The sequence below is a fragment of the uncultured Alistipes sp. genome (assembly GCF_963931675.1).
Classification (GTDB): Bacteria; Bacteroidota; Bacteroidia; order Bacteroidales; family Rikenellaceae; genus Alistipes.
On the sequence record NZ_OZ007039.1, the window covers coordinates 782,933 to 807,450 of the forward strand.

The 24,518-nt window shown below is 55.1% G+C and carries 13 protein-coding genes; 5 read left to right on the forward strand and 8 right to left on the reverse strand.

What is annotated here, in order from left to right; translation table 11 throughout:
• The first annotated feature begins 305 nt into the window (after window positions 1-305).
• Together ABGT65_RS03450 and ABGT65_RS03455 are read left to right on the forward strand one after the other, a co-directional pair.
• Window positions 306-2,789 (forward strand): hypothetical protein, encoded by a 2,484-nt coding sequence (locus tag ABGT65_RS03450; RefSeq protein WP_346699760.1) that lies wholly within the window; start codon window positions 306-308, stop codon window positions 2,787-2,789.
• A 132-nt stretch (window positions 2,790-2,921) separates the two neighbouring features.
• Window positions 2,922-3,917: a transposase gene (locus tag ABGT65_RS03455; protein ID WP_149873922.1), complete on the forward strand. Its 996-nt coding sequence runs from the start codon at window positions 2,922-2,924 to the stop codon at window positions 3,915-3,917.
• Window positions 3,918-4,048: 131 nt separating this feature from the next.
• On the opposite strand, the gene galB is transcribed toward ABGT65_RS03455, so the two are convergent.
• The 8 genes from galB to ABGT65_RS03495 form a co-directional block, all read right to left on the reverse strand.
• The gene (galB, locus tag ABGT65_RS03460; RefSeq protein WP_346699762.1) at window positions 4,049-6,640 is read right to left on the reverse strand and encodes a beta-galactosidase GalB; all 2,592 of its coding nucleotides are present in this window, start codon (window positions 6,638-6,640) and stop codon (window positions 4,049-4,051) included.
• Between the two features lie 11 nt (window positions 6,641-6,651).
• The gene (locus tag ABGT65_RS03465; RefSeq protein ID WP_346699764.1) at window positions 6,652-9,126 is read right to left on the reverse strand and encodes a glycoside hydrolase family 3 C-terminal domain-containing protein; all 2,475 of its coding nucleotides are present in this window, start codon (window positions 9,124-9,126) and stop codon (window positions 6,652-6,654) included.
• Between the two features lie 22 nt (window positions 9,127-9,148).
• Window positions 9,149-11,638 carry a glycoside hydrolase family 3 C-terminal domain-containing protein gene (locus ABGT65_RS03470; protein WP_346699765.1) on the reverse strand — a complete coding sequence of 830 codons (2,490 nt, stop codon included), beginning with the start codon at window positions 11,636-11,638 and terminating at the stop codon, window positions 9,149-9,151.
• Window positions 11,639-11,662: 24 nt separating this feature from the next.
• Window positions 11,663-13,594: a glycoside hydrolase family 97 catalytic domain-containing protein gene (locus ABGT65_RS03475; RefSeq protein WP_346699767.1), complete on the reverse strand. Its 1,932-nt coding sequence runs from the start codon at window positions 13,592-13,594 to the stop codon at window positions 11,663-11,665.
• 42 nt (window positions 13,595-13,636) lie between these two features.
• Window positions 13,637-15,457, reverse strand: a complete 1,821-nt coding sequence (locus ABGT65_RS03480; protein ID WP_346699769.1) for a sugar-binding domain-containing protein — start codon at window positions 15,455-15,457, stop codon at window positions 13,637-13,639.
• A gap of 159 nt (window positions 15,458-15,616) precedes the next feature.
• Window positions 15,617-16,645, reverse strand: a complete 1,029-nt coding sequence (locus tag ABGT65_RS03485; RefSeq protein WP_346699770.1) for a FecR domain-containing protein — start codon at window positions 16,643-16,645, stop codon at window positions 15,617-15,619.
• A 48-nt stretch (window positions 16,646-16,693) separates the two neighbouring features.
• Complete coding sequence (locus ABGT65_RS03490) at window positions 16,694-17,251, reverse strand: RNA polymerase sigma-70 factor (protein WP_346699772.1); 558 nt, start codon at window positions 17,249-17,251, stop codon at window positions 16,694-16,696.
• Between the two features lie 127 nt (window positions 17,252-17,378).
• Window positions 17,379-19,751, reverse strand: a complete 2,373-nt coding sequence (locus ABGT65_RS03495) for a glycerophosphodiester phosphodiesterase family protein (RefSeq protein WP_346699774.1) — start codon at window positions 19,749-19,751, stop codon at window positions 17,379-17,381.
• 208 nt (window positions 19,752-19,959) lie between these two features.
• Here ABGT65_RS03495 and ABGT65_RS03500 point away from each other — a divergent pair, with 208 nt between their 5' ends.
• The 3 genes from ABGT65_RS03500 to ABGT65_RS03510 are packed head-to-tail and all read left to right on the forward strand — an operon-like array spanning window position 19,960 to window position 24,453.
• Window positions 19,960-21,195, forward strand: coding sequence for an SGNH/GDSL hydrolase family protein (locus ABGT65_RS03500; protein WP_346699776.1), 1,236 nt, complete (start codon window positions 19,960-19,962; stop codon window positions 21,193-21,195).
• Window positions 21,196-21,224: 29 nt separating this feature from the next.
• Window positions 21,225-22,634, forward strand: coding sequence for an IPT/TIG domain-containing protein (locus ABGT65_RS03505; protein WP_346699778.1), 1,410 nt, complete (start codon window positions 21,225-21,227; stop codon window positions 22,632-22,634).
• A 22-nt stretch (window positions 22,635-22,656) separates the two neighbouring features.
• Entirely contained in the window at window positions 22,657-24,453 is a 1,797-nt protein-coding gene (locus tag ABGT65_RS03510) for an IPT/TIG domain-containing protein (protein ID WP_346699779.1), read from the forward strand.
• Window positions 24,454-24,518: the final 65 nt, after the last annotated feature.

Genomic DNA, 24,518 nt, shown 5'->3' on the forward strand with positions numbered 1-24,518 from the left:
GCGACGGGTACAGTTCCAGCATTGGCAGAGGGCAATTTTTCTCTCGAAAAGGCATCTCCGAAACAAAAAATCATGGGCAGATTCTCCGCTGCAATATTACGAGGATCTTCGGGGATTAAAAAACGCGGTTGTCGGCCATGCGAGGCCTCCGGAGGACACCGGGAACCAACCTCTAAAAACCGCATTACCTTGCGGGCAGATGGATTCAAACCGACACATGACGGCATGTATATTCGATGGAGAAGAGATTTCTCCAAATAAATATTTCCGGATTTACAGATTTCCGGAATTCTGGAAATATCTAATTGGATTCTGCTGGTTTCAAGCTAAAAACTTCAAATGCAACATGTGTTTTTCATAATCTGAACTGTCATAATAAAAAGCAGTTACTTATTAAATCGGTGCGTATCATTCCAATTCTAATAATCCTACTTATCTTACCAGCCGGTTCGACATGGGCAACGATACCGGACACGGAGGGCCTGTATCTGTCCGGATCCGCGTGGCAAGCGGTCATCAATCCGGAAACCGGAGCACTTCTCCGATACACCCGGCAAACAGACCATGGCTCCTGGAGCATCCCGTTCCGAACCGGATCATATGCCGGACCAACATTCGAAAATGTGATCTTGCGACCATCGGAACACAACCCTTACCTGTTTTCCGGCACCCGAGGAGATCTCCATTACGACCTTCATTATCGGGAAGAAAAGGATCATCTGTGTATCGAATGCCGGATCTCCAACCAGACCGCAAAAACGTTACACGTATCCCGACGCGAACGACTTATCCTAGGCGTAGACTGCGAAATGCGTCATTTCCCGGATTGGGACGAAAAACTATTCCCAACCCTGATCCGTTGCGAAAAGGATTTTGCGTGGGGGTATTTTATGTCACCTCAGGGGAAAATACTGGCATTCGGTGTCGAAGAACCCGTAGCCTCCTATGGATTGAACTATATCTTCGAGGGAAACAAGGCATGGCTTTGGGGGCACCAGATTTACACGGCAAGCCTCGATCTTCTCCATACGCTGCCTCTCCCGGCACGCCATCCGCAACACCTCACAAAACTCGCTCCCGGGGAAAGCCGCTGCTGGACCATTCATTTGGGCATTGTCAACAAGTTGGAGCATGTAAAACCCCTTGTTACAGCATGGATCGAGGCTCCGCTTCTTGATGCTCGGAAATACACTCTTTGCGCAGGAGAACAGGCTTCGGTGAAGGTTTACGGAACGCTACCTGTCACAAATGTCTCGATCCATACCCCCGACGGCAAGCAGGAACAACTCGACTGTCCGGACGGAACGCATATCATCTCACCGCCATTAAACAGAAAAGGAATCTACCACCTTGCGGTAACAGCCGGGAACAAACAGGCGGAGGCTTCGTTTTATGTCCGGGAGCCATGGTCCTGGTATCTACGGAGAGCTCGCGATTTCATAGCAGAACATCCGCCTTTTTTCAGCGCCTCGTGCGAAACCTTTTACAGTTACTATACGGCTTTTCTTGCAACCCGTCACTTCCCCGATGCCAAACGAGACAGTCTGCTTCAAAAACGTTTCTCCAAAGGCTTGTCGCAAATGATTCTGGAAGACGGGTGCCCACGGGCACAAGCCAACCCCCGACGGATTCAGAATTTCTCCACATTAGTCGGTATACTTGTCGACTTGTGGGAAGCAACTCGAACCGATCGCTGGCTGAAAACCGCTTCCCGGCTGGGTGATTACATTGCTTCCGACTCCGTACAATGGTCCGACGGATCCTACCGTTCGGGAACAACCCACTATACAGCCGTTATCTATCCGGTCAAATCGATGTTCGAATTGGCCGATGCCGAACTGCAGGCTGGATGGACCGATCGGGCCCAACGGCATTATCAGTCTGCCATGCGCGCGGCTGAAGACCTGCGCCTCCGGCTGGACAACATAGAAACCGAAGGAGATATGACTTTCGAAGACGGCATGATCTCCTGCAGTGCCCTGCAAATGGCGCTTTGCGGCCTGCACATACCGGATTCCGAACAACGCAAAACATACGCCGATGCGGCCCGCTACATGATGGAAAAGCATCGCTGTCTCGAACAACTTTTGATTCCTGACTGCCGGATGCGCGGGGCTACTCTCCGCTATTGGGAAGCACTCGACGTCTATTTCTCGCCCAATCAGGTCATGAACTCACCACACGGTTGGACTGCCTGGAAAATCTATGCCGTCTGCTACCTCTATCTGCTGACCGGTGAAGAGCATTACCTCAATGAAATGATGGAAACGCTCGGTTGTTGCGTGCAACTGCTGGATTCCGAGGGTCGACTGCGTTGGGGATTTCTCCCCGACCCCTATATCGAGGGCGTGGTATGTACCCCTGTTGCGAACAATCCTCACGAACGGCAGATGCGTGATTCCATCGTCGGCGAACAATACCTCGGAATGATCAGTTCGTGGTTCCGACCCGCCAACGAAGAGGAGTTCACGCATTTTGGAGGTCCGGGAGGAGCTGGAGACAATACCGTTCACGAAATTTTCAAGGCCCTGGAGGAGTGTGTGCTGACAACTGTCTATGTTATTATTGACGAATCAGGGAATGTCCGTTGCCACAATGGTTCGGCACAATGGCTCGAATCAGGCCGACTGCTAATCCTTCCCGATGAGGCGTGTGCGGCACGCATCCACCTCAATACGGCCCGTGATGTCTCCATAGAGACGACCCTGCATGGAAAAGCCATTCGCAAACGGATGAAATCCGGAATGGCCTGGATCGGAGAAAACCCCTACCCGGAAATCCGCTTCTAAAAAAGATTTTAAAAACGGGGGTAATGATGCCAAAAGTGGTTGGTGGTATAAAATGTAACCGACATAATATTTGGTAGTTATAAGGATAAAATAGAGATTAGTAGAAACGGGTTTCTACTAATCTCTATTTTTATGTCAAAAAAACGAAAAATACGCTGTCCTCATTGTGGCTTTTTAGAGACAATAAAATGGGGTACTCGTAGCGGTTGCAGCCGCTATTATTGTAAGAATTGTGGCAGCTATTTTACGGATCGTCGAGACTGGATTTCCGATAAAAACAAGTTTATATGGTTCGCGCGTTGGGTTCGCGGTAAACAGCGTATTTGTGACCTTGCGAGTGAGAGCGGATACAGCGAACGCACCCTAAAAAGATACTTCTATCGGCTCTTGCCCCAGTGCCCTTTATGGCAGATACAGCGACGCGAGAAGGTAAATCTTCTGATCGACGGCACCTACTTCTCAAATAAGATTTGTCTGGTTGTATATCGGGATCACAACATCAAGATGACCCTCCTCTATCGCATAACCAGGAGTGAAACGCTGCGGGATTTGAAAGCAGACCTAACGGCTATACGCGATGTCGGCATTCAAATTGAGAGTGTCACCTGTGATGGATCTCCCAATATCATAAAAGCGGTGCGGGAAGTGTGTCCGGAGGCGATCTTGCAGCGTTGTACGGTACATGTAGCGCGAGAGATAGAGACGTGGATTACACGCAAACCACAGACCGTAGCGGCACAGGAACTCCTCGAACTGGTGCACTTGTTAAATGGAGTACAAACACATGATGAGGCACAGTTATGGATACGGGCTTTTATTGACTGGTATCGGCGACACGAACCATTTATCAATGAAAAAACCGTAGATGAGCTGTCGGGAAGATGGTGGTTTACGCATAAGATGCTGCATCGAAGTGTCTCGCATATCAAGCGTGCCATACCCGATCTGTTTTCATACACGCGATACCCTAATGTACCTAAATCTTCAAATTCTATTGAGTCGTTCTTCGGTCACTTGAAGGATAATTTAAGAATCCATCGTGGACTCTCGGAACAACATTTTAAGGACTTTGTAAAGTGGTATCTTTTCCTGAACAGCAATGATGGAATTATTAAGAAACGCAAATGACCAGAATCGTACAATTCTGGTCATTTGATCCAATACGACACCAACCACTTTTGGCATCATTACCAAAACGGGCAGCCCCGCAGGTCAATCCTACGGGGCTGCCCACAACGCGATGGCAGCAGCAGGAAAACTCATTCTGCCAGCAGTCGGAGATTCGCCGGAGCCACATCGTCTCCGCGAACTTTCAACCGAACCTCTCCCGATTCGCCCGTCGATCGCAGGATAACCAGCGCAAGTCCGTTGAACGTCCTGACCGAAGAACTCCGGAACGAAGCATGGCTCGTAGGATCACCGTTGTCCGAAGCTATGATCCGGGCCGAGCCTTCGACAGAAAAGTCAAGGAGCACGGCAGCCTGCGGGACAAAACGCCCCTCCCGATCCGTGATTTTCGCCGTAACGAAAAGCAAGTCTTCACCGTCGGCCCGCATCGTCGGCCGATCGGAAACCAGTTCGACAAATGCGGCTTCCCCGGCTGTTTCAACACGCGATTCGGCCCAAGGCGTACCATTCCGCCAGGTTACGACCCGCACTTCACCCGGTTCATAACGGACACTGTCCCAACGCAGCCGGTATTCAAACGGGCCCTTGCGCCGCACGCCCTGTGAGCGGCCGTTGACAAAAAGTTCCGCCGTATCACCCGAAGTATAGACATGGACGGGAGTCACTGCACCCTCTCGGCCGGGCCACGTCCAGTGCGGCAGGATGTGGGCCATGGGCAATTCCGGCCGCCAGCGCGCTTGATAGAGATAATAGCGATCCTTGGGAAACCCCGCCAGATCCACAATCCCGAAATAGGAACTCCGTGACGGTATACGCAGACGACCCAACCGGGCAAGCTCCTCCGCAGCCCGGGCCCGGGCTTCCGGATCGCTGAAATTTTCGAGAACGGTATAGTCATCGTTATAGGGTGTGGGTTCGCCGAGATAATCGAATCCGGTCCAGACAAACTCTCCGGCAGCCGTAGGATTGCGGTCGAGTCCCTCGAACTCCGTGTCGGGCGGCGTCGACCAGTCGGGAGACGAACGATCGTAGGAACTGACCTGAAAATCCGCACGTCCCTGACTTTTATCATCGCTCAACGGAAAAACGTAAAACCCGCGCGTACTGATGCATGAGGCCGTCTCACTCCCCAAAAAAGGCTGGAACGGACTGTCACGGCAAAACGCCGCGTAAAGCATTGGTTTATAGTTGAATCCGAACAGGTCAACCGTATGTCGGAATTCGTTGGATGCGGCCAGCCAGTAGTTGCTTCCGAAGGTCGTCGGACGGGATGGGTCTTCACGGTGCGCAAGGTCGGTCAGTTGCCGTGCAACACCGTAGGTCTGCGGATACCATTGCTCGCCCGTCTCGTTGCCGATGCTCCAGGCGATGACCGATGGATGGTTGCGGTCGCGGCGGATCATCGCCGTGAGGTCGGCCTCCCACCACTCGTCGAACAACAGCGCATAGCCGTTCGGTTTCTTGGGAATACGCCACGTATCGGTGAACTCGTCGAGCACAAACAGGCCCATGCTGTCGCAAAGTTCCAGCAGTTCCGGAGTCGGCGGATTGTGCGCCGTGCGGATCGCATTGGCTCCCATCTCCCGCAGAATACGCAACTGTCGCACAAGGGCACTGCGATTGACTGCTGCGCCCAATGCCCCGAGATCGTGATGCAAGCAGACACCCTGCAACTGCACCCGCTCGCCGTTCAGAAAAAAACCTTCGTGGGTGAATTCTGCACGCCGAATGCCGAAAGGCGTGGAATAACACTCCGTAATACGTTCGCCGCAACGTATCGTTGTGACGGCGAGATACCGATCGGGATGTGCAGGGCTCCAAAGCCGGGGCGTATCCACAACAAAAGTCTGTACAAGTGTCTGTTCGTCACGCAGGGCCTCGATTCGGGTATCGGTGCTGTCCAGGACATCCCCGACGGCTGCTCCGTCGGGCCCGAGTACAAAAAGTTCGGTCGTTACGGTCACGGATGCAGGCTCCGAACCATTATTGCGCAACTCAATGCGCAGGTTTACCGACGCGCGATCGGCAGAAACATGCGGCGTCGTAACGAAAGTTCCCTGCCAGGCCAGACCAACCGGATCGGATTTCGTGAGCCATACATTCCGGTAGATTCCGCCACCGGGATACCAGCGGCTCGATTCGGGCGGATTGTCGAGACGTATGGCCAGCGTATTCTCCCCCGGCTCAAGGGCTGGCGTCAGATCGACCCGGTAAGAGGTGTATCCATAGGGCCAGCCGCCGACCAGCCGCCCGTTACACCACACCGTAGAAAACGACATGGCCCCGTCCAGCTCCAGAAAAAAGCGTTTTCCCAGATCGGCGGCATCCACGTAGACGTTTTTGCGATACCAGGCTTGCCCCCACCAGGCCAGTTTCCCGGTCTCCCCGGGATACTCCTGCCGGAACGGACCTTCGATTCCCCAGTCATGAGGCAGATCAAGCTGCCGCCAGGATCCATCGTCGAATGCCGGATCGGCGAATGGCCCGCCGTCGGGATGGCCGGACGGACGGACATGACGACGTCCCTCTGCCAACAACGGATTGGACGTCGGTAGCAGCCACGGCTTGAGTTGGTCATAACTCAGTCTCAATGAATCTTCGGCGGAAGCGTCCCCGAGATGGAACCGCCAACCGTCATTCAGCCGGATCCGTCCCGATGGCTGGGCCACGGCCCAGCCCGTCAGGCACAGACCCCACAACGACAAACAGACAATGCGTTTCATCGGTGCGACGTTCAGCGGACGGTCAACCGCCCCGTCAGCCGGATATCCCGGGAAGAGGCTCCCACGAAGATTTCGAAATCACCCGGTTCCACGACAAAGTCGTGCCGCACACAGTCGTACTGGCGAAAAGCCTCCTCTCCGAGCCGGATCACGACACGCCGCGTCTCTCCACGCTTCAAAAAGAGTTTTTCGTACCCCTTCAGTTCCTTGGCCGGACGCACTATGGAAGATTCCACATCGCCGACATAGAGCTGAGCCACCTCGGCTCCATCGCACCGGCCCGTATTGGTCACGTCGAACGACACGTCGAACGTTCCGTTCCCCACGTCGTCGATTTGCAAATTACCGTATTCGAATGTCGTATAGGAGAGCCCGAACCCGAAGGGGAAGAGTGGTTCGATACCATTCCGTTCATATCCCCGGTACCCGACAAAAAGGCCTTCGTTATACTCGACCCGGCGGTAGGGATTATCCGCCTTGACCGAATCCGTATTGGGATAATAGTTGTCGTGAACGGGATTATCCCGCCAGCGTTTTTCCCACGTGAAGGGAAGTTTTCCGCTGGGCGATACCTTTCCCGTAAGCAATTCGGCGATAGCGTCGCCGCCCTGCTGTCCCTGATACCAGGCCATCAGTACGCCTCCCGTGCGGTCGAGCCAGGGTGCCATCTCCACTCCGCCTCCCGAGTTGATCACCACCACGGCCTTGTCGGTATGCTCAAAAATCGATTCCAGGCAGTACAGATGCCCTTCGGGCAATGCGAACGGACGGTCCCAGCTCTCCGATTCGAGATACCAGTCGTATCCCACGCAGACGATCACGGCATCGGCCGCGCGGACCGCTTCAAAAAAGACCGGGTCGTTCAGATAATCCGCATAGCGGAACATCGTCTCCTGCTCCGAACCTCCGTCGAAGTGTTCGTAGGTGATTCGATAGAGTCGTCCACCCTCAAACTTACGGAAGCCCTCCTTCTGACGGAACGGATGGCTGTACCACTGTCCAATCAACTCCTCGCTGTCGATCAGCAGGCGGTAACCGTCGTCTCCTCCCGCCGAAAAGTAGAGTACGGCATCCTGCTCCGGCTTGAAATAGATGGTATAGCGATCCGAATAGTTGTCGGAGTTCACAACTCCCGGGACCGGCGACTCCCAGCCTTTGTAGCCGATACTCCGCACGACGCTCCGATGAACGGGTTCCCCATGCAGATCGGGATTGTTGAAAAACTCAGCCGAAGCCCCCCGAACCGTACACGCCGAATCGGCATAAAAGACCGTAAGGTCCGTCTTCCACAGGTCGGGCGTATAACCGAAATGCAACTTGCGTCCCAGATTCTTCTTCATTCCTTGGGCAATACTGCTCGTGACGAACGGGAAGACCTCCCCGCTGCCGCCGCCCTTGGCCACCAACTCGGAGTTGGGACCGCAAACCACAATCCGTCCCTTCGTGACCGGCAGCAATCCGTCACGGTTCCGAAGCAGAACCGCCCCACCCCGCTCTACCTCCAACGCCACCTCCTCGGAACGGGGATTGCGCTCTGCGAAACGTTCATCCTGCTGCGGACGGTCGAAAAAACCGAATGACAACAGGGTTTGCAGAATATGCTGTACCTTGAGGTCGATGATTCGCTCGTCGATCACTCCGTTTTCAATCAGCCGCTTCATCCGCACGGGATTGAACAGCCATCCGCGGGGCATTTCCAAATCCAACCCATTGTAAGTCGCCGGAATGGTCGTGTAGGTCGACTCCCAGTCCGACATGAGGATTCCCTTGAATCCCCATCGGCGGCGTAAAACTTCGATATTGAGATAGCTGTTTTCCGTGGCATGAAGTCCGTTCACCAGTCCGTAACAATTCATCAATGCCCCGACACGCGCTCGTTTCACCCCCTTCTCGAAGGCCGGAAGGTAGATTTCATGCAACGTCCGCTCGTCGATGTCCGCCGAAATATGATGTCGGTTCCACTCCTGGTTATTGGCGGCGAAATGCTTCATACACGCCATTACACCCTCCTGCTGCATTCCCTCGATATAGGCAGCAGCCGTCTCTCCGGCCAGATAGGGGTCCTCACCGTAATATTCGAAATTCCGACCGCAAAGCGGTGAACGGTAGATATTCACCCCTGGCCCCATCATGATATGGATACCCCGGGCCCGGGCATCCTGCCCGATTCCCGATCCCATCTCGTGAGCCAGGTTCCGGTCCCAACTCGCCGCCAGCGCCACTCCACACGGATAGAGCGTGCTTCGAGAATCAATCCGGATTCCCTGAGGCCCATCGGCAAGCCAGATCTCGGGAATCCCCAGACGAGGAATCGCGCGGATGTAGAACGAATTGTAACCTCCGATGTAATCGAGTTTTTCTTCAAGGGTCATTTGCGACACAAGATCCCGGGCGTGGGACTCGTGTTCAGGCGTAACGATTTGGGCCCGAAGATTCAACGCCGCAAGTACGAAGACTGCGACAAGAAACATGCTACGTGTATTCATGCGGTTTATCGTTTTGAATTTATCAATCTACATGGATGCGTGTCCGAAGCCGGATATCGCGCGACGAGGCTCCGACCAGGATTTCGAACGCTCCGGGCTCGACAACAAATCGGTGCTGCCGGGGATCGTAGTAACGGAACGCCTCGTCGTCCAGAGAGATCTCAACCCGGCGTGTTTCGCCCCGGCGCAGGAAGAATTTTTCATAACCTTTCAGTTCCTTATCCGGGCGGGGAACCGAGGCCTCCGGATCACCGACGTAGAGTTGCGCCACTTCGGATCCGTCTCGTCTGCCCGTATTCGTCACCTCGAACGATACGACCCAGCCATCTCCCGTCTTCCGGGTTTTGAGATCCGAGTACGCGAACGTCGTATAGGAGAGACCGTACCCGAATTCAAACAGAGGGTCCACTCCCTTCCGCTCGAAACCCCGGTATCCGACGAAAATTCCTTCATTATAAGCCACTCGCTGATAGGGCGTATTGAACATGCTCATGTCTACATTGGTATGGTAGTTTCCGTAAGTGGGATTATCCTCCAGGCATTTCTCAATCGTGAAGGGCAGTTTCCCGCTCGGACAGACCTTTCCGGCAATGATCTCCGCAACGGCCTGTCCGCCCCGCTGTCCCGGATACCAGGCCTGGATCACCGCAGCAACCCGATCAAGCCACGGCTGCATTTCCACTCCTCCGCCGGCATTCAACACCACAACGACCTTCGAATTGCGACGGAGCAGGGCTTCGATCAGATCGGTCTGTCCGTCGGGGAGAGAGAAGGTCCTGTCCCCGCCTTCGTGTTCGGTCACGGCATCGAAACCCACACAGACAATCACGGCATCGGCCGTATCGAGGGCCTGCCAGAAAGCCGGATCATTCATGTGGTCCGAGTAGCGAAACATCACCCGAGAAACTGAGAAATCGTCCATGTGTTCGTAGGTAAACCGATAGATACGTCCGGCTTCGAAGCGTCGGAAAATATCCTTCGAACGATAGGCGCGGTTTTCCCAGTCGTCAATGATCGGTTCGCCGTTGATCGACAGGCGGTAGCCATCGTCTCCTCCCGCCGAGAGGTAGAGGTACGAATCGCTCGCAGGCTTGTAGTAAAACGTATAGCGGTCCGAATAGTCCTCGTCAACGATTCCCGGAAGCGGAGAAGAGGAATATTCGGCATCGATCCGCGTTATGACTGACGTATGGGCCGGTTCCCCGGAGAGATCCTTTGAATTGAAATATTCGACCCGGGCTCCCGGAACGGTGCAGGCCGAATCAGCGTAAAAGATCGTCAGGTCGGCTTTCCATCCTGAAGTATCGTAAAGCGATCGGAACCTCCGTCCCAAATTCCGAACACCTTCGGCCACGGAGCAACTCTCGAACGGATAAACCACCCCGCTGCCACCGCCCGTCACTACCCGGTGGGCATTGGGCCCGCAAACCAGAACCTTTCCTCCGGAGAGCGGCAGCAAACCGTCGTTTCGCAGCAAGACGATCCCGGCACGCGCCACCTCCAAAGCCACACTGTCGGAATAGGGGTTACGCTCACCGATGTGCGGATCCTTTTGCGGCCGATCGAAAAAACCGAACGCCAGGAGCGATTGGAGAATGTGCTGAACTTTCGTATCGATGAGCGTTTCGTCGACAACCCCGTTTTCGATGAGCGGGAGAAGTTTGGAACGGTTCATCATTCCGCCGCCCGGCATCTCGATGTCGAGCCCGTTGAACACGGGACCGAGCGTCGAATAGGTCCCGCCCCAATCCGACATGAGGATACCCTTGAAACCCCACCGGCGACGCAATACTTCGACATTGAGATAACCGTATTCCGAAGCGTGCACGCTGTTGACCAGGTGGTAGCCGCTCATCACGGCCCCCATTCCGGCCCTGCGAATGGATTTTTCGAACGACGGAAGGTAAATTTCATGTAACGTTCGTTCATCCACGTCGGACGAGACGTTATAACGGTCCCACTCCTGGTTGTTGGCTGCGAAGTGTTTCGCACAGGCCATCACTCCCTGGCTCTGGATTCCTGCGACCATACTCACGGCCGTTTCACTCACCAGATAGGGATCTTCACCGAAATATTCGAAATTCCGTCCGCAAAGCGGCGAACGGTAGATATTCACACCCGGACCCAGAAGAATATGCACGCCGCGGGCTCGGGCATCCTGGCCGATCCCAACTCCCATCTGACGGACCAGTGTACGATCCCAGGTCGCCGCAGCAGCCATCCCGCACGGATAGAGCGTACTCTTCTTGTCCCGGCCAATGAGTTGGGCGCTGGAATCGTTGCGAACGCCCTGCGGGCCGTCTGCCATGCGGATCTCTGGAATCCCGAGCCGTTCAATCGGACGAATGAAGAAGGTGTTGTAACCTCCGATGTAATCGATTTTCTCTTCGAGCGTCATTCGTTCTACCAGGTCTCGGGCCCGGGCTTCGTGCTCCGGGGTAACGGGCTGCGCCTCCGAATACATCGCGGTAATCAATACCGCAGTCAATAAAAAAAGTGTCTTTTTCTGCATATCATGTAAGAAGTTTCCGGGGTCTTATCGGATCACAAGCACAAAACCGCCATAGGCAGGCACGGAGAACGAAATGCGGCCATCGGCAGGAATATCCACCTGCAGCCGTTCGACGGCATTGCGATTCCCTGCCTTATCGCGGATTAATTCGGCTCGTCCCAAAGTGGGAAGCACAAGATCGAATTGTTTGTTGTCGCAGTTCTCTCCGTTGATGCCTGCCACATACCACGTTCCCCCTTTGCGGCGGGCCAGAACGGCATCGCGTCCTGGATATCCGCTCAGACAGCGGGTCTCGTCCCAAACGGTCGGTACATCCCGCAAATAGTCCCAAACAAAATTGGGAAATTCGGACAGATTCTCCGGAACAATGCCCAGATGCTGAATCGGCGAATGGAAAACAACGGGTAACGCCAATTCAAAGGCGGCGGTCGTAACTCGCGGAATGCGATTGCCATGGACACCCATTACGGCGTTCAACACCGTGGGCGTGAAATCCATCGGCCCCACTGCATTGCGCGTAAAAACCGCTACGGTGCTCAGGAACGGACGTGCCGCCTCCTTCGCCGCATCGTACTTGCTCGCCTCCATACCCCGGATCGCCTCGGCCGTCACCATGTTCGGGAACATGCGATCCCAGCCCCGGGGAAGCGTCGAGCCGTGGAGATTGACTGAAATGCCGAAATCATTGGCATCGGTGAGCAGATCCTCATACAAGCGCATTCCCTGCTGTTTGTCCCCTCCGAAGAAATCCACCTTGATGCCGCTGATTCCCGTCTGTCGCAACCATTGCAACTCCTCTCGCCGTGCCTCACGGGTATCCATCCGGTGCAGAGGACCCTGGGGTGCATCATTCCATGAACCGTTGGAGTTGTACCATAAAATCAGTTTCACGTTCTTCATCGCGGCATGACGGGCCAGTTCCGACATCCGGGACCGTCCGATCCGTGTATCCCAAAGCGCATCAATCAGGCAATAACGAAACTCGAGTTTGGCCGCCAAATCAATATATCGGATCGAATTCTCGAATGTCGTTCCCGGATCATCCTCCACCAGCCAGCTCCAGACCGCCTTGCCGGGAGCGTAACCCGCTCCCGCCCTGTAACGGGGCCAGACGAGATCCTGGGACAGCGTCGATTCGGCAATCCGTTCGGGCGTCCGGCCTACGACAATAGTCCGCCACGGAGTAGTGAAGGGCAGCGTTACAATCGGTGTCACGGGATCCTCCGGCCCATTGTTGTCCGCATGGGCGAATGCGACGTGAAGGTTCCCGTCAACCAGTGAATCCGAGAGGTGTGAAGCAACATAACCGCCATCTACCCCAGTTTCGGAGATCAGCAGCCAATACTCCCCGGAACGAAACAGTGACGGAAATACCCATCCCTGCCCAAACTCGGAAGGGGTTCCCGGTACGACTTCCGCAACATAACCCTCCTCATAGCCGGGATTGGTCCGGGCCCAACCCGTTTTTCCCGCAGCAAGCGGTTGCAGGTAGCCCCGCGCCTCAGGCCGAAGCCCGAATCCCGAATATTCGCACAGCACGGTGTCACATCCCGTACCGTCGACATGGTAGGCAAAGGCGGCGCCATCGTCCGAAAGCCGGAAAACAACCCCAAGACGCTGTCCGGATCGGTTCTTTACATAAATCGTCCGCTCCCGGTAGGGCTTGTGTTCGACGGTCTGGCGGCCGAGCGGAAGGTTGTAGTCGTAGAACCCATCAAAGGTTGAAGTGCAGCTGTCAAAAACAAGGTCTTGCGAAAAATCGACCCTTGAGGTTTCGAGCCCGAGCCGCGACGGCCCAAGCAACGACTCTTTCCCGGACTGCAACCGATAGTACAGCTTGCCCTGGTCGATCGAAAGAACCGCCTGCAACCGTCCGTCAGGACTCTCAACGGTTACGATCGGCTGGGAGTCGGCACACGACGAAAAAATCATCCATGCCAACAATGCGCTTGTCATGCGTATCGTCATTGGTTAAAGTTTTAGAGGTTAAATCCCGTATCAAAAATCGTCTAGGGCTCCGAGAACCGCAGCATTGGCCTGCCGGACCCGTTCCGGATCCAACTTCACAACGGCCCGGTCATAGGTCATCACGCCGTTCACCTCGATCTCCACGTCGGTGGTCTGCGTATAAATGGCTCCCGCAACTCCGGCCACAACCAATTGCCGCAACAGTTCGGCATAGCGCACGTATTCGTCCGTGGCAGTTTCCGGAGTCTTGTACTGCACATAGCCCCAATTGCGATCGGGCTGCCAGAGGTGACCCTCCAGAGCCAGCCCGATCCCGCCGTATTCTCCCAGAACCAGCGGGCGGCTGTTGTCCGTCGTATGGATCCGGGGATGGGGATAAGCGTGGATGTCAAATACGTCGCCGACACCCGGATAGTGGTTGCCGCCGCTTGCGGCATCGACCAGCCGCGACGGATCGTAAGCTTTGGTCCATGCGGCGATTTCAGGGGTCTTGAACTGCCCCCAGGCCTCATTGAACAGAACCCACATCACAATGCTCGGATAAACCCGCAACTGATCAATGATTCCACGCCATTCACTCCGGAAAATCTCCTCCGAAGCCGCCGTACGAATCAACTCCCGATCGTCAAACCAGCGGTCCGGAATCCAGCGGGGATTCGTATCCCCACTAGGCATGTCCTGCCAGACAAGGACCCCCAACCGGTCGCAATGGGCATACCAACGTGCCGGTTCGACTTTGATATGTTTGCGGATCGTATTGAAGCCCAGCTCTTTGGTTTTGATAATATCGTAGGCTAACGCCTCGTCAGTCGGTGCCGTATAGAGCCCATCGGGCCACCAGCCATGATCCAACAGACCAAACTGTATGTAATCACGATTATTCAACTGCAGACGCATGGCATCTCCAACACTGCGCCGAACCGAGATTTTGCGCATGGCTGCATAACTGCCTACCCGATCGAGAATCCGACCCTTGCGAACCAGACATAATTCCAGGTCGTAGAGGAACGGCTCTTCAGGGCTCCATAACTTCATCTCCGGAACCGGAAGCGTCAACCGCTCTCCCGCGGCACAGCTCCCCTGTGAAACGATCGTCGCACCCTCCCGCAACAAAACTTCGACGACATCCCCTTCAAGTGCCCCTTCAACCTTCGGGACGATTTCAAGTCTGCGGGTATCGATATCAGGAGTAGTATGGAGACGCTCGATTCGGGAGCTACCCACCGGTTCGAGCCACACGGTCTGCCAGATTCCAGTCACGGAGGTATACCAGATCGATTCCGGGGCAGAGTGCTGTTTGCCTCGGGGCTGCGGTCCGGCATCCGTAGGATCCCAAACCCGCACGACCAGACACTGTTCCCCCTGGGTCAGATACGGTGTGAGGTCAAGGCTGAAGGAGGTATATCCTCCACGATGGCAACCGATCTTAATGTCATTGAGATAGATCTCGGATTCGTAATCTACGGCACCAAAATGCAGCAAAATGCGTTCATTCTTCCACGAAGCAGGAAGAGTAAAGGTACGCCGATACCAAAGCGCATGATCAGGTCCTACTTCGCGCTGTACTCCGGAGAGAGCCGATTCTACCGCGAACGGCACAAGGATCCGACCTTCCCACGCTTCGGGTTCAGGTTCGGAAACCGGACGGATGGCATATTCCCACAATCCGTTCAGATTCATCCACCGGGTCCGAGTCATTGCCGGACGCGGGTATTCGGGAAGAGGACAGGACGGATCCACTTCGTCCGTCCAACGGGTCTTGATCCGGTCACCAACGGGTTGCCAGGCCGCAACCTCGGTGTACGAGAGCAACCCGGAGATCAGCACAATTGCAGAAAAAAAGTGTTTCATCGGTATTCGTTCGGGTTTGGACAAGGCCCGGGGGCGGGCCGTTGCTCTTATAAGACAACCCAGCCGACCAAGGACACAATCTCCGACGGAACTTTTTACCGCCGAGTCCGCCCGGAACTAAAAAACGCCTCCCGGTTCGACGGAAGGCGCTCATTACGGCTATTTACTGTAGACGCGGATGTGCTGTTTGGGAATTCCGGGATCCGGGGTTTCGGACTGCAGCACCTCATAACGGATTGGTGCACTGATTTTCAGCATCTCCAAAATCTCGGGCAACGTTTCGTCTGTAAAGACCGCATGATAGACGTATCGGTTAACCGAAGGATCGCAAATGGTAAACTCCACGTTGTAAAGTTGTCCGAGACGGTGGAAAACATATTCCAGCCGGTCATTTTCGAAAATGATTTCTCCATTACGCCAGGCACACCACTTGTCGGGATCGGTCCGGTCGACCGTATAGGTTCCCACCCGATAGTCATAGCAGATGCGCTCTCCGGGGGCAATCCTCCGGCGTGTGCCCTGCATGTCTACATCGACCACACCCCGCACCATCGTTACCGAAATTACGTCGTCACTGCGGAATGCATCCACATTGAAGGCGGTACCCGTGGCTGTCACAGCCACATCCTTCGTATGGACAACAAAGGGATTTGAAGGATCGGATTCCACCTCGAAATAGGCTTCGCCCGTGAGCGATACCGCACGTTCCCCAGGCTTGAAAGCCAATGGGTAGCGGAGTGTGCTGCCCCCGTTGAGCCACACTTTCGAACCGTCGGGAAGTTCCAACTGCGAATGGGTCCGGAACGGAGTGGTCACCGTCTGCCACGTCTCGGCTGCAGGTTCTGAGGCAGAACGACCCAGGAGCAGAGCCGCCGATACGAGTACCGCAGGTAAAAATAACACGGCCGCAATCCGTTCCAATCCCCGAATGAAACGCATCCGACGGATCCGACACTCATCTCTTCTCACATGGGCCAAAACTCGCTCTCGGGCCGGTTCCTCCCGAATCCCCGCTGGATCAAACGGAGGACAGGCCGCCCGATCGAAATCCACAAGCCGGGAAAACTCCCGGGCATGGCGGCGATCCGCCTCAAGCCAGGCAATCAAATCTGCCGTTTCTTCGGACGAAGCCTCTCCGGCGAGATATTTGGCCATGATTTCACTCAGACGCTCCTTTTTCTCTTCCATATTCTATCATACTTCATATAAAGACAACTCGATGGGAATTCACCACATTCACCAGACATTAAAGAACAGAATCAACGGCAGGAAATCCCTCAAATTCTCACGCAACAAAGCCAATGCCTTACCGATACGCACCTCGATCGTGCGTTTCGAAACCCCAAGCCGATCGGCAATATCCTGATACTTCATATGTTGGAACCGGTTCATCTCGAAGGCCTCGCGACAAAGCGGAGGCAAGGTCTGCAAGGCCTGTTCGAAACGTTCGTGCAGTTCGGAATAGAGGGTTGCCTCCTCCTCAATACGGGCCGGCATCCAGGTCAACGTCTCAATGGTGGTATTGAATGTCAGGCGGCGGTGTTTGAGTTCGTTCAGGCAACGGTTGCGGACAGCTCCGATCAGATAGAGTCTCAGCGAAACGGTTATTTCAAGTTGATAACGCCGGTTCCAGATCTTCAAAAACGTATCCTGCACAATATCCTCGCACTCCGTCTGATCGGACAGGTAACGTCCGGCATATAGTACCAAATCCCGATAATAGAGTGTAAACAACCGCGAAAATGCTCCCGGGCCGCCTTCTTTGAGTTGTATAAGTGTAATTCCCTCTTTCATGCCGTCGGATCGATGGAGATACAAAAGGAGATGCAAAAATAACATTTTCCCGCAAATTCCCATTCCGAAGGACAAAACTGGCGGAAGAGTCGGGTTCCGACTCTTCCGCTCTTGTCTGGAGACTTCTCTATCCGTCAATCTTTGCAAGCAGATCCCGAAGTTGATCGGGATGGTCCGTCGTAATGAAATCGACTCCCATTGCGATAAACTCCATCATGTCTGCCTGTGAATTGACCGTCCAGACGTTCACCTTCATACCGCGGGAATGGGCATCCCGAATCCACTGCGGATTACGACGCAGAACCTCCATCTGATAATCAATGCATCGGACATCGGAAGAGATCGACCACGGACTCTTGTCCCCGTTCAAATAGCCCACAAGCGCCCCCGGGAGTTTCGCCGCAAGCCGCTGGCAGATCCCGTAGTTGAACGATATGAAATCCACCCGGTCGGTCATGCCCCGCGCCACAAGAGCGGAAACAATGGCATCGACAACCCGATTGTTGTTCTCCGTCGTGCTGTGGGGCTTGATCTCGATGACGAGTTTCGTCGAAGCATCCTCAATCTCGTCCAGATAGACGTCCAATGTGGCAACCTTCTCCCCATTGGAAAGCGTAATATCCTTGATGTCGTCGTAGTCGGAATTCTCGATCCCCACTCCGTTGATATCCGGATCATGGTTCGAGACAACCACCCCGTCCCGCGTAATGTAAAAGTCGGCCTCCGAACCGTACACTTCCAAAGCGATCGCCGCCTCTAACGAAGCCAGCGAATTCTCCGCAGCACCGTTCGTGGTGTGGAATCCCCGATGTGCGATCACCTGTGGCAGATTTTCCAATGTCGGCGTATCGGAAAGCAAAAGTTCCACAACCCCGACCGGACAATGGGAGTCCCCGCGCAACAATACCATCCGATAGGTGCCGGAGACGAAACCTTCGGGGATCCTGAAACCGATCGTACCGTCGTCCACAGCAGACTCACAAACGAATGAAAGAGTTTCGTCGTTCGTGGATTCGAGACGAACCCGATCCCCCGATTCGAAACCGGTTCCGGCAATCCTGTAGGACGATCCAACCTTCACCGAGGCCGTCGGCAGGAAAAAGAGATCGGAAAGGGTAATCACACTCCCCTGGGGTTCGCAATCCTTTACTTCGTTCCACAACTCCGTCACCCGGTCGGACGACAACGGATCGCCATAGATGCGCACGATGGCAATATCACCTTTCCAGGCCGCCTCGGCCTTGTTGTCGCCGGCATCGCAGCCGATTCCGAACCAGTAGCAGCTCTCCTTGTTCGGAAAAACGAAATTCCCCGTCGCGGAGACCTCGTTTTTTTGCTCTCCGTTGATGTAGATCCGGGACTTTTTCTGTGTCTTGTCCCAGACTCCCACCAGATGATAGTAACGGCCGCGTTGGGGGACCACGCCGCTGCGCGTCCACTGCCATCCCCCGGAGTTGAGGTTCGGCAGGAACGTCAGTTCCGTTCCCCTATCCGCCTTGGTAATAAGAAATCCGGTGCCACCGGACTGCATCGAACTGAGAGGTTTGATCTCCTTCGCCCCGTCAGCCTCTGCATCGAACATCACGAGCACTTCCAGCGTATGCCCGTCGGCCAGTGCCTCCCGGAATGCCGCATTGTCCCGATAGTCGACCCGATAATAGCCCGATCCAGGATTCGAACCCGGTTCATGATTGAAGCGGGCGACATAACGTCCATAGCTGTCGTTATAATAAGTCATCAGAGATGGCCCGGCAGAGTGAACCACCGGATTGTGCATCGGCGAAATGTCGACGGCCGTACCGTCATTGTTGAAAACAATGTCAAGCAGATCGGCCGTAAATCCGCTCTGAGTCACCTCAATCTCACGGTTCAGATCCGGATAGTCCGGAACCGAAACCCTCACGGTAGCCTTCCGGATTGAAAACCGTTCATTCCGGGACGCAGTCAAAACCAGCGACGTGCGATCCTTCGATTTTTCAACAAGCCACGAACCGTCGCTTCCCGTCGCGGTATAGGTCCACTCCCCGGCATTCGTATCGACATGCAGGGTCAACTCTCCGCCTTCGGCCGGAAGACTCCCCGATTCGGGCGTCATGCTCAAATTCAGATAGGGAGCATTGGCCGCTTGTTCGAAACGAAGCGTATGGACAACCTGCGGTCCGACCTGGAACCGCAGATCAGTGCTCCGAATCTCGGGTGCATCGTTCAATGCCGTCGAGACATAGACTGTTCCGGGACCTTCACCCGACTCCGGACGAATCGACAGCCAGGACGCCTTGGCCGGTTTTTCTATACGCCACGACAACGCAGTTTCGATCGTAAAGCGTTTCGAATAGTTGCCCGGTCCGATTTTTACCGTCGAAGGGTTGACTCCGTCATCAGGTGTCTCCAGGCGGAACTCCGTTCCCGAAGCTTCGGGAGATTCGTCCTCGCACGACACGCAAACCGGCCCCGCCGCAAAAAGCGGAACCAGCAGAAGATACAGCAGTTTTTTCTTCATATCAGGTATTGGTTGTAGGTTATTTGCAACGCATTTCTATATATAATAGACAACCGACCGCGGTTTCCCCACAAAAAAAGTACGAACAAAAAAATCGAATGTTCGCATGTGTCTTTTTCAGCCCGGGATGTCTTTATTATGACTCTCCGCTCGCGGAACTTCCTCCAACGGGCGGACAGGCCAAATTCAGAACCTAAACATCCGATCTATGAACAAACCTTTGACTCTACTGTTGCTATTGTTCCTGTCGGGGAGTTCCGCCTGCACGGACGATTACGAATTCCTGCCCTACGAGCCCGAAAAGGCTGCTCCCGCAGAGACGCTTCTGTTCCGCTGCGACTTTCTCTCGGACGGAGAAACGGCCCTGAAGGAGTTCGATAATCTCGAAAACCACGGTTCGTGGAGCATCGAAGAACGGGGTCTCTACTTCGATGGAGCCTCTGAATCGGCCATCTATCTCGGGCTGAATCGGCGTATTACCTTTGAAGAACGGGTGACACGTGTCCGGGTATCGCTCTTCTCCGACACCCGTTTCGGACTCCACTGGCTCGAACGCGACGGAAAGGGCGGTTCGCTCTTTACGGTAGATGCCGCAGCCGGAACGCTCAATATCCACAAGTTCGGCGCCGAAGACAAAATTGAAACTTCGATTCCCTTTCCGGTCGAAAACGGGCACGTATACATGCTCGAAGCCGTGAAATCATTCCGCAGCAACACCTTCACCATCACCGATACCGAAACCGGCGCCTCGGCCTCCGTAGCCACAGCCTCGGAACTCGACTCCAGTAGCGGCGGCAACAGCGTCGAACAGAACGAGTTCAAGGGCGGACGGCAAAACAACCTCTTCGGAATGCGGCATCTATCCGGCAAATCTCCGTTCGTCAAACAGGTGGAAATTGTCGCTTCGGCGGCGCCCGAACCGCTGATGTACCTCATCGGGAACTCCATCACCGAAGGAGATCTCGTCCGCGAAACGGCCCGATACGGAGCGATCATGGCCTCCTGGCTCAACGGGAGGGTCGTATTCTCGGGACAGAGCGGTTCGACCATCGACGGCGTGCTGGTCCGGATCGCCAATGAGGTGCCGGCCCTGCGCCCCAAATTCGTCATGGTCACCATCGGAACCAACGGCGGCAATACTCGTGAAAAACTCGTTGAACTCGTCGAACGAATCCGCGAATACGGCTCTATACCCGTTCTCAACCGCATCCCCGTGAAGAGCGACGGAAGCAGCGACCTGATCAACGAAACGATCGCCTCCGTATGCGAGGAGCTGGAGGTCGCCAGCTGCCGGTTCGATCTGGCAACGGCCTTCGAGGGCGACACGCGCCGACAGGACACCTCCCTGTTCCAGTCCGACCTGCTGCACCCCAATGCCGAAGGACACTACGCCATGGCCAAACGGCTCTTCGACATTCCGGGAATCCTGCTTTATGTCAAATAGACGAATCTCCGATCCAAATCCGACGAACCATGAAATTTCATACGAAATACCTCCATTCCGCACTGCTGTGCGGTGTTTTGCTGGCCGCAGGCTGCAGTGACGACCGATCCGACTCCTCCGACGGAATCTACTCTCAGGCTCCGGTCTTCGAGGCGTTCTCGCCCGAACGCGGCAAAGCCGGCGACGTGATCACCATCACGGGTGAATACTTCGGCTCCGACCCTTCGGCCATCACCGTACTCATCAACTCTACGCCGGCCGCCATCCTTTCGGTAACCGATTCCGCCATCGCTGCCCTCGTTCCGGAAGAGTGCGGGTCCGGGGCAATCCGGATCGGACTGCGCCGAAACAGCGAAACCGGAAATCCAACCCTCTATGAGAAGACTTTCGAAACGCTTTTCATCTATACCGTCGAATCCAGCGTCTCAACCTTTGCGGGGCGTTCGGGCGTGACGGGACAACACTATTTCGGACCACTGCTCACCTCGTGTTTCTACGCCCCGAGCCTGCTCATCGCCGACAAGGAGGACAACTTCTATCTGGCCGAATGGGCTCGCGGCGTTCGGTTACTGTCGAACGGTGAGACTTCGTGGATGCTTCCGATGTACGGCGGGGGCTCTCCCGACCAAAACCAGGGAAATATCGCCACCGATCCCTATAACTACAATTTCCGCGGCATGGCCTTTTCAAACGACTGTTCACGTCTGTGGATTCTGGTAAACCGTCCGCAGTCCGACGGTCCCTATCTGGGTTACGCGCTCAAAAACGACGGTTATAAAATCTGGTACGCCGATTCCTCCGACGACCAACCCAACTGCGAAGGCTTGGCCGTCAATCCCGTCGACGAACAAATCGTCGTATGCCGCAACGAGAACGGATCGACCCGTATTTTCTACTATGATCCCAAGAGCCACACATCCTCCGAAGCAGCGGGATATACCCCCATCGGAGCCGAATGTCAGTCGCGGCCCGTATTTTCGAAGGACGGAAAACGACTCTACATCATCCACAAGGGACGCCATTGTATTTCCGCCTACGACTACGATCCGACAACCCATCAATTGACGGGCGAAATCCCCGTATTCGCCGGCGTGAACAGCGAAGAACGTGCCTATGCCGACGGTACGGGATCCGAAGCCCGGTTCGCCTTCCCCGAATTCGGATGCTGCGACGAGCAGGGAAATCTCTATGTAGCCGACAGCTGGAATCATTGCATCCGCAAGATTACGCCCGAGGGGGTCGTAACGACTCTGGCAGGTATTCCTGCTCCCAATACACAGGACAATCCCGCGACCTTTGCGAACGGCAAACTCTCCGAAGCGGTTTTCTCCCGGCCGAACGGAATCTGCATGGACTCGAAAGGAAACTTCTATGTTGCGGAGGAGGGCTTTGCCGACATCCGCAAAATTACAATCGGCAACGAACTCGAAAACGAATAAAACTACCTAAAACATCCAACACATGAAATTATCGTACAGATTCACGCTGCGCCATGCGGCGATACTTTGCCTGACGGCGGTCCTTGCTGTAAGTACAGCCTGCAACAAGGACGAAACCGAAGACGAAGACTCGACTTCCGGCACAACCAAAGTCCCCGAATTCGTCACCTATACACCCGAATATGCCGAAGTCGGCGTGGAAACCGAAGCGATGGTTCTGGGCCGGAATTTCGGAACCGATGCGTCGAAAATCTCGGTCACGCTCGGCGATACGCAGATGGCGATCCGGGAGGTCGGAAAGTCGGTCATCAAGTTCACGGTCCCCGCAACGCTCGACATCGGAACCTACCCGCTTCGGGCCCAGGTAACCTATGCCGATCCCGAAGGGCTGGAACAGACCGCTTCACATACGTTCGAAGTCGATTTCGAAGTCCGCGGTCGAGTCCCCGAAGTGACCGGCTACAAACCTGAAGCGGGGATCTATCCCGGCGGTGAACTGACGATCGAAGGCCGGGAATTCGGGTCCGATCCATCTCTGGTGCGTGTAACGCTCGGAGAACTGCCGCTTGAAATCAAATCCGTGGCTCCCGGTGCCATCGTCGTTACCATTCCGGAAGAGACTCCTTTCGGAACCTACGCCTTGACAATTGAAATCAAATACGGCATCGACAATGCCCAGACCGAAAGCAAAACCTTCGAGGAGTTCCGGGTTCTCAAAAAGGAGTATGTCGCAACTTCGGAAGTCTATGCCGGATCCGGCCCTCAGGGTGCCGACAACGGTGCCCGACTCTCGGCAACGTTCTTCGCTCCGCAGAGCCTGGCCTACGACGACAAAACCGGATCGCTCTATGTCGGCGAGATCTACAACGGCGTGCGGATGATCAACGCCTCGGGCAACGTCGCCTACTACCGGGCGCCGCAGGACAACAACCCCTGGTGGGACGGCGGGCGCATCACCTGTCTGGTATCGATCGAAGACGACCGTCTGGCCTACACCATCCGCGAAGCCCGGAACAGAAACTGCAAGTATATTTGGCTGGCAAGCCGCACAAGCGGCGACTTCCCCGAAGCCGTCGGATATCAGGACTACAACAGCGATTTCGAATACGAGGACGTAGCCGTCAATCCAGTCGACGGATACTGCATCGTCAGCATCTCACGTTGGTGGTACTGGCGTACCGAAACTCAATTCATGCTCGTCTCCGCTGACGGCAGTACGGCCAGCGAACCGAATATCTCCTGCTCTACCACGGACGGGCCCAATGCCGTATGGAACAGCCATATCTCCCGCGTGGTATTCTCGCCCGACGGCAAGTGGCTCTATATCGCCCGAGGCAGCAACGGCACGGATCCGGGAGCCGGAAACGGTTCGAAACCCGTAGCTTACATCGAGCGCTATCCGTATGACCCGACAACCCATACGCTGGGCGATGTCGACACGCGCGAAATCATAGCCGGAAGCACCAGCACCTCCGAAACCGGATTCACCGACGGCCCGGTGGGTACTTCACGGCTGCTGGGTCCGACACAGATGTGTTTCGATGCTGCGGGCGAGACGCTCTATTTCGTCGAACGGCATAACCATGCCCTGCGCAAAATTACCGATCTCGACGGTATCCCCACCGTCACCACCGTGGCCGGGAACGGGCAGAAAGGATCCAACGATGTCTCAAACGTCCCGACCGAAAACATGAAGGAGATTACGTTCGACACTCCGAAGGGACTCGCGCTGGGCGATGACAATACTTTCTATATCTCGGAAGACGGCGAACGAAAGATCATACGACGGATCTCCATCTCGCTCAAAGCTCAAGAGTAGCCGCCGGATTGCGGAAGGAAGGAACCCGGATTTCCGGTCCGGATCCCTCCCTTGCCTCCACTCAG

What these genes read in the sequence shown, in the direction of transcription:
- ABGT65_RS03505 (WP_346699778.1), top strand. Translation starts at nt 21,225, where the DNA reads ATGAAATTTCATACGAAATACCTCCATTCCGCACTGCTGTGCGGTGTT.
- ABGT65_RS03510 (WP_346699779.1), top strand. Translation starts at nt 22,657, where the DNA reads ATGAAATTATCGTACAGATTCACGCTGCGCCATGCGGCGATACTTTGC.
- ABGT65_RS03475 (WP_346699767.1), bottom strand. Translation starts at nt 13,594, where the DNA reads ATGACAAGCGCATTGTTGGCATGGATGATTTTTTCGTCGTGTGCCGAC.
- ABGT65_RS03465 (WP_346699764.1), bottom strand. Translation starts at nt 9,126, where the DNA reads ATGAATACACGTAGCATGTTTCTTGTCGCAGTCTTCGTACTTGCGGCG.
- ABGT65_RS03500 (WP_346699776.1), top strand. Translation starts at nt 19,960, where the DNA reads ATGAACAAACCTTTGACTCTACTGTTGCTATTGTTCCTGTCGGGGAGT.
- ABGT65_RS03470 (WP_346699765.1), bottom strand. Translation starts at nt 11,638, where the DNA reads ATGCAGAAAAAGACACTTTTTTTATTGACTGCGGTATTGATTACCGCG.
- ABGT65_RS03480 (WP_346699769.1), bottom strand. Translation starts at nt 15,457, where the DNA reads ATGAAACACTTTTTTTCTGCAATTGTGCTGATCTCCGGGTTGCTCTCG.
- ABGT65_RS03455 (WP_149873922.1), top strand. Translation starts at nt 2,922, where the DNA reads ATGTCAAAAAAACGAAAAATACGCTGTCCTCATTGTGGCTTTTTAGAG.
- ABGT65_RS03490 (WP_346699772.1), bottom strand. Translation starts at nt 17,251, where the DNA reads ATGAAAGAGGGAATTACACTTATACAACTCAAAGAAGGCGGCCCGGGA.
- ABGT65_RS03485 (WP_346699770.1), bottom strand. Translation starts at nt 16,645, where the DNA reads ATGGAAGAGAAAAAGGAGCGTCTGAGTGAAATCATGGCCAAATATCTC.
- galB (WP_346699762.1), bottom strand. Translation starts at nt 6,640, where the DNA reads ATGAAACGCATTGTCTGTTTGTCGTTGTGGGGTCTGTGCCTGACGGGC.
- ABGT65_RS03495 (WP_346699774.1), bottom strand. Translation starts at nt 19,751, where the DNA reads ATGAAGAAAAAACTGCTGTATCTTCTGCTGGTTCCGCTTTTTGCGGCG.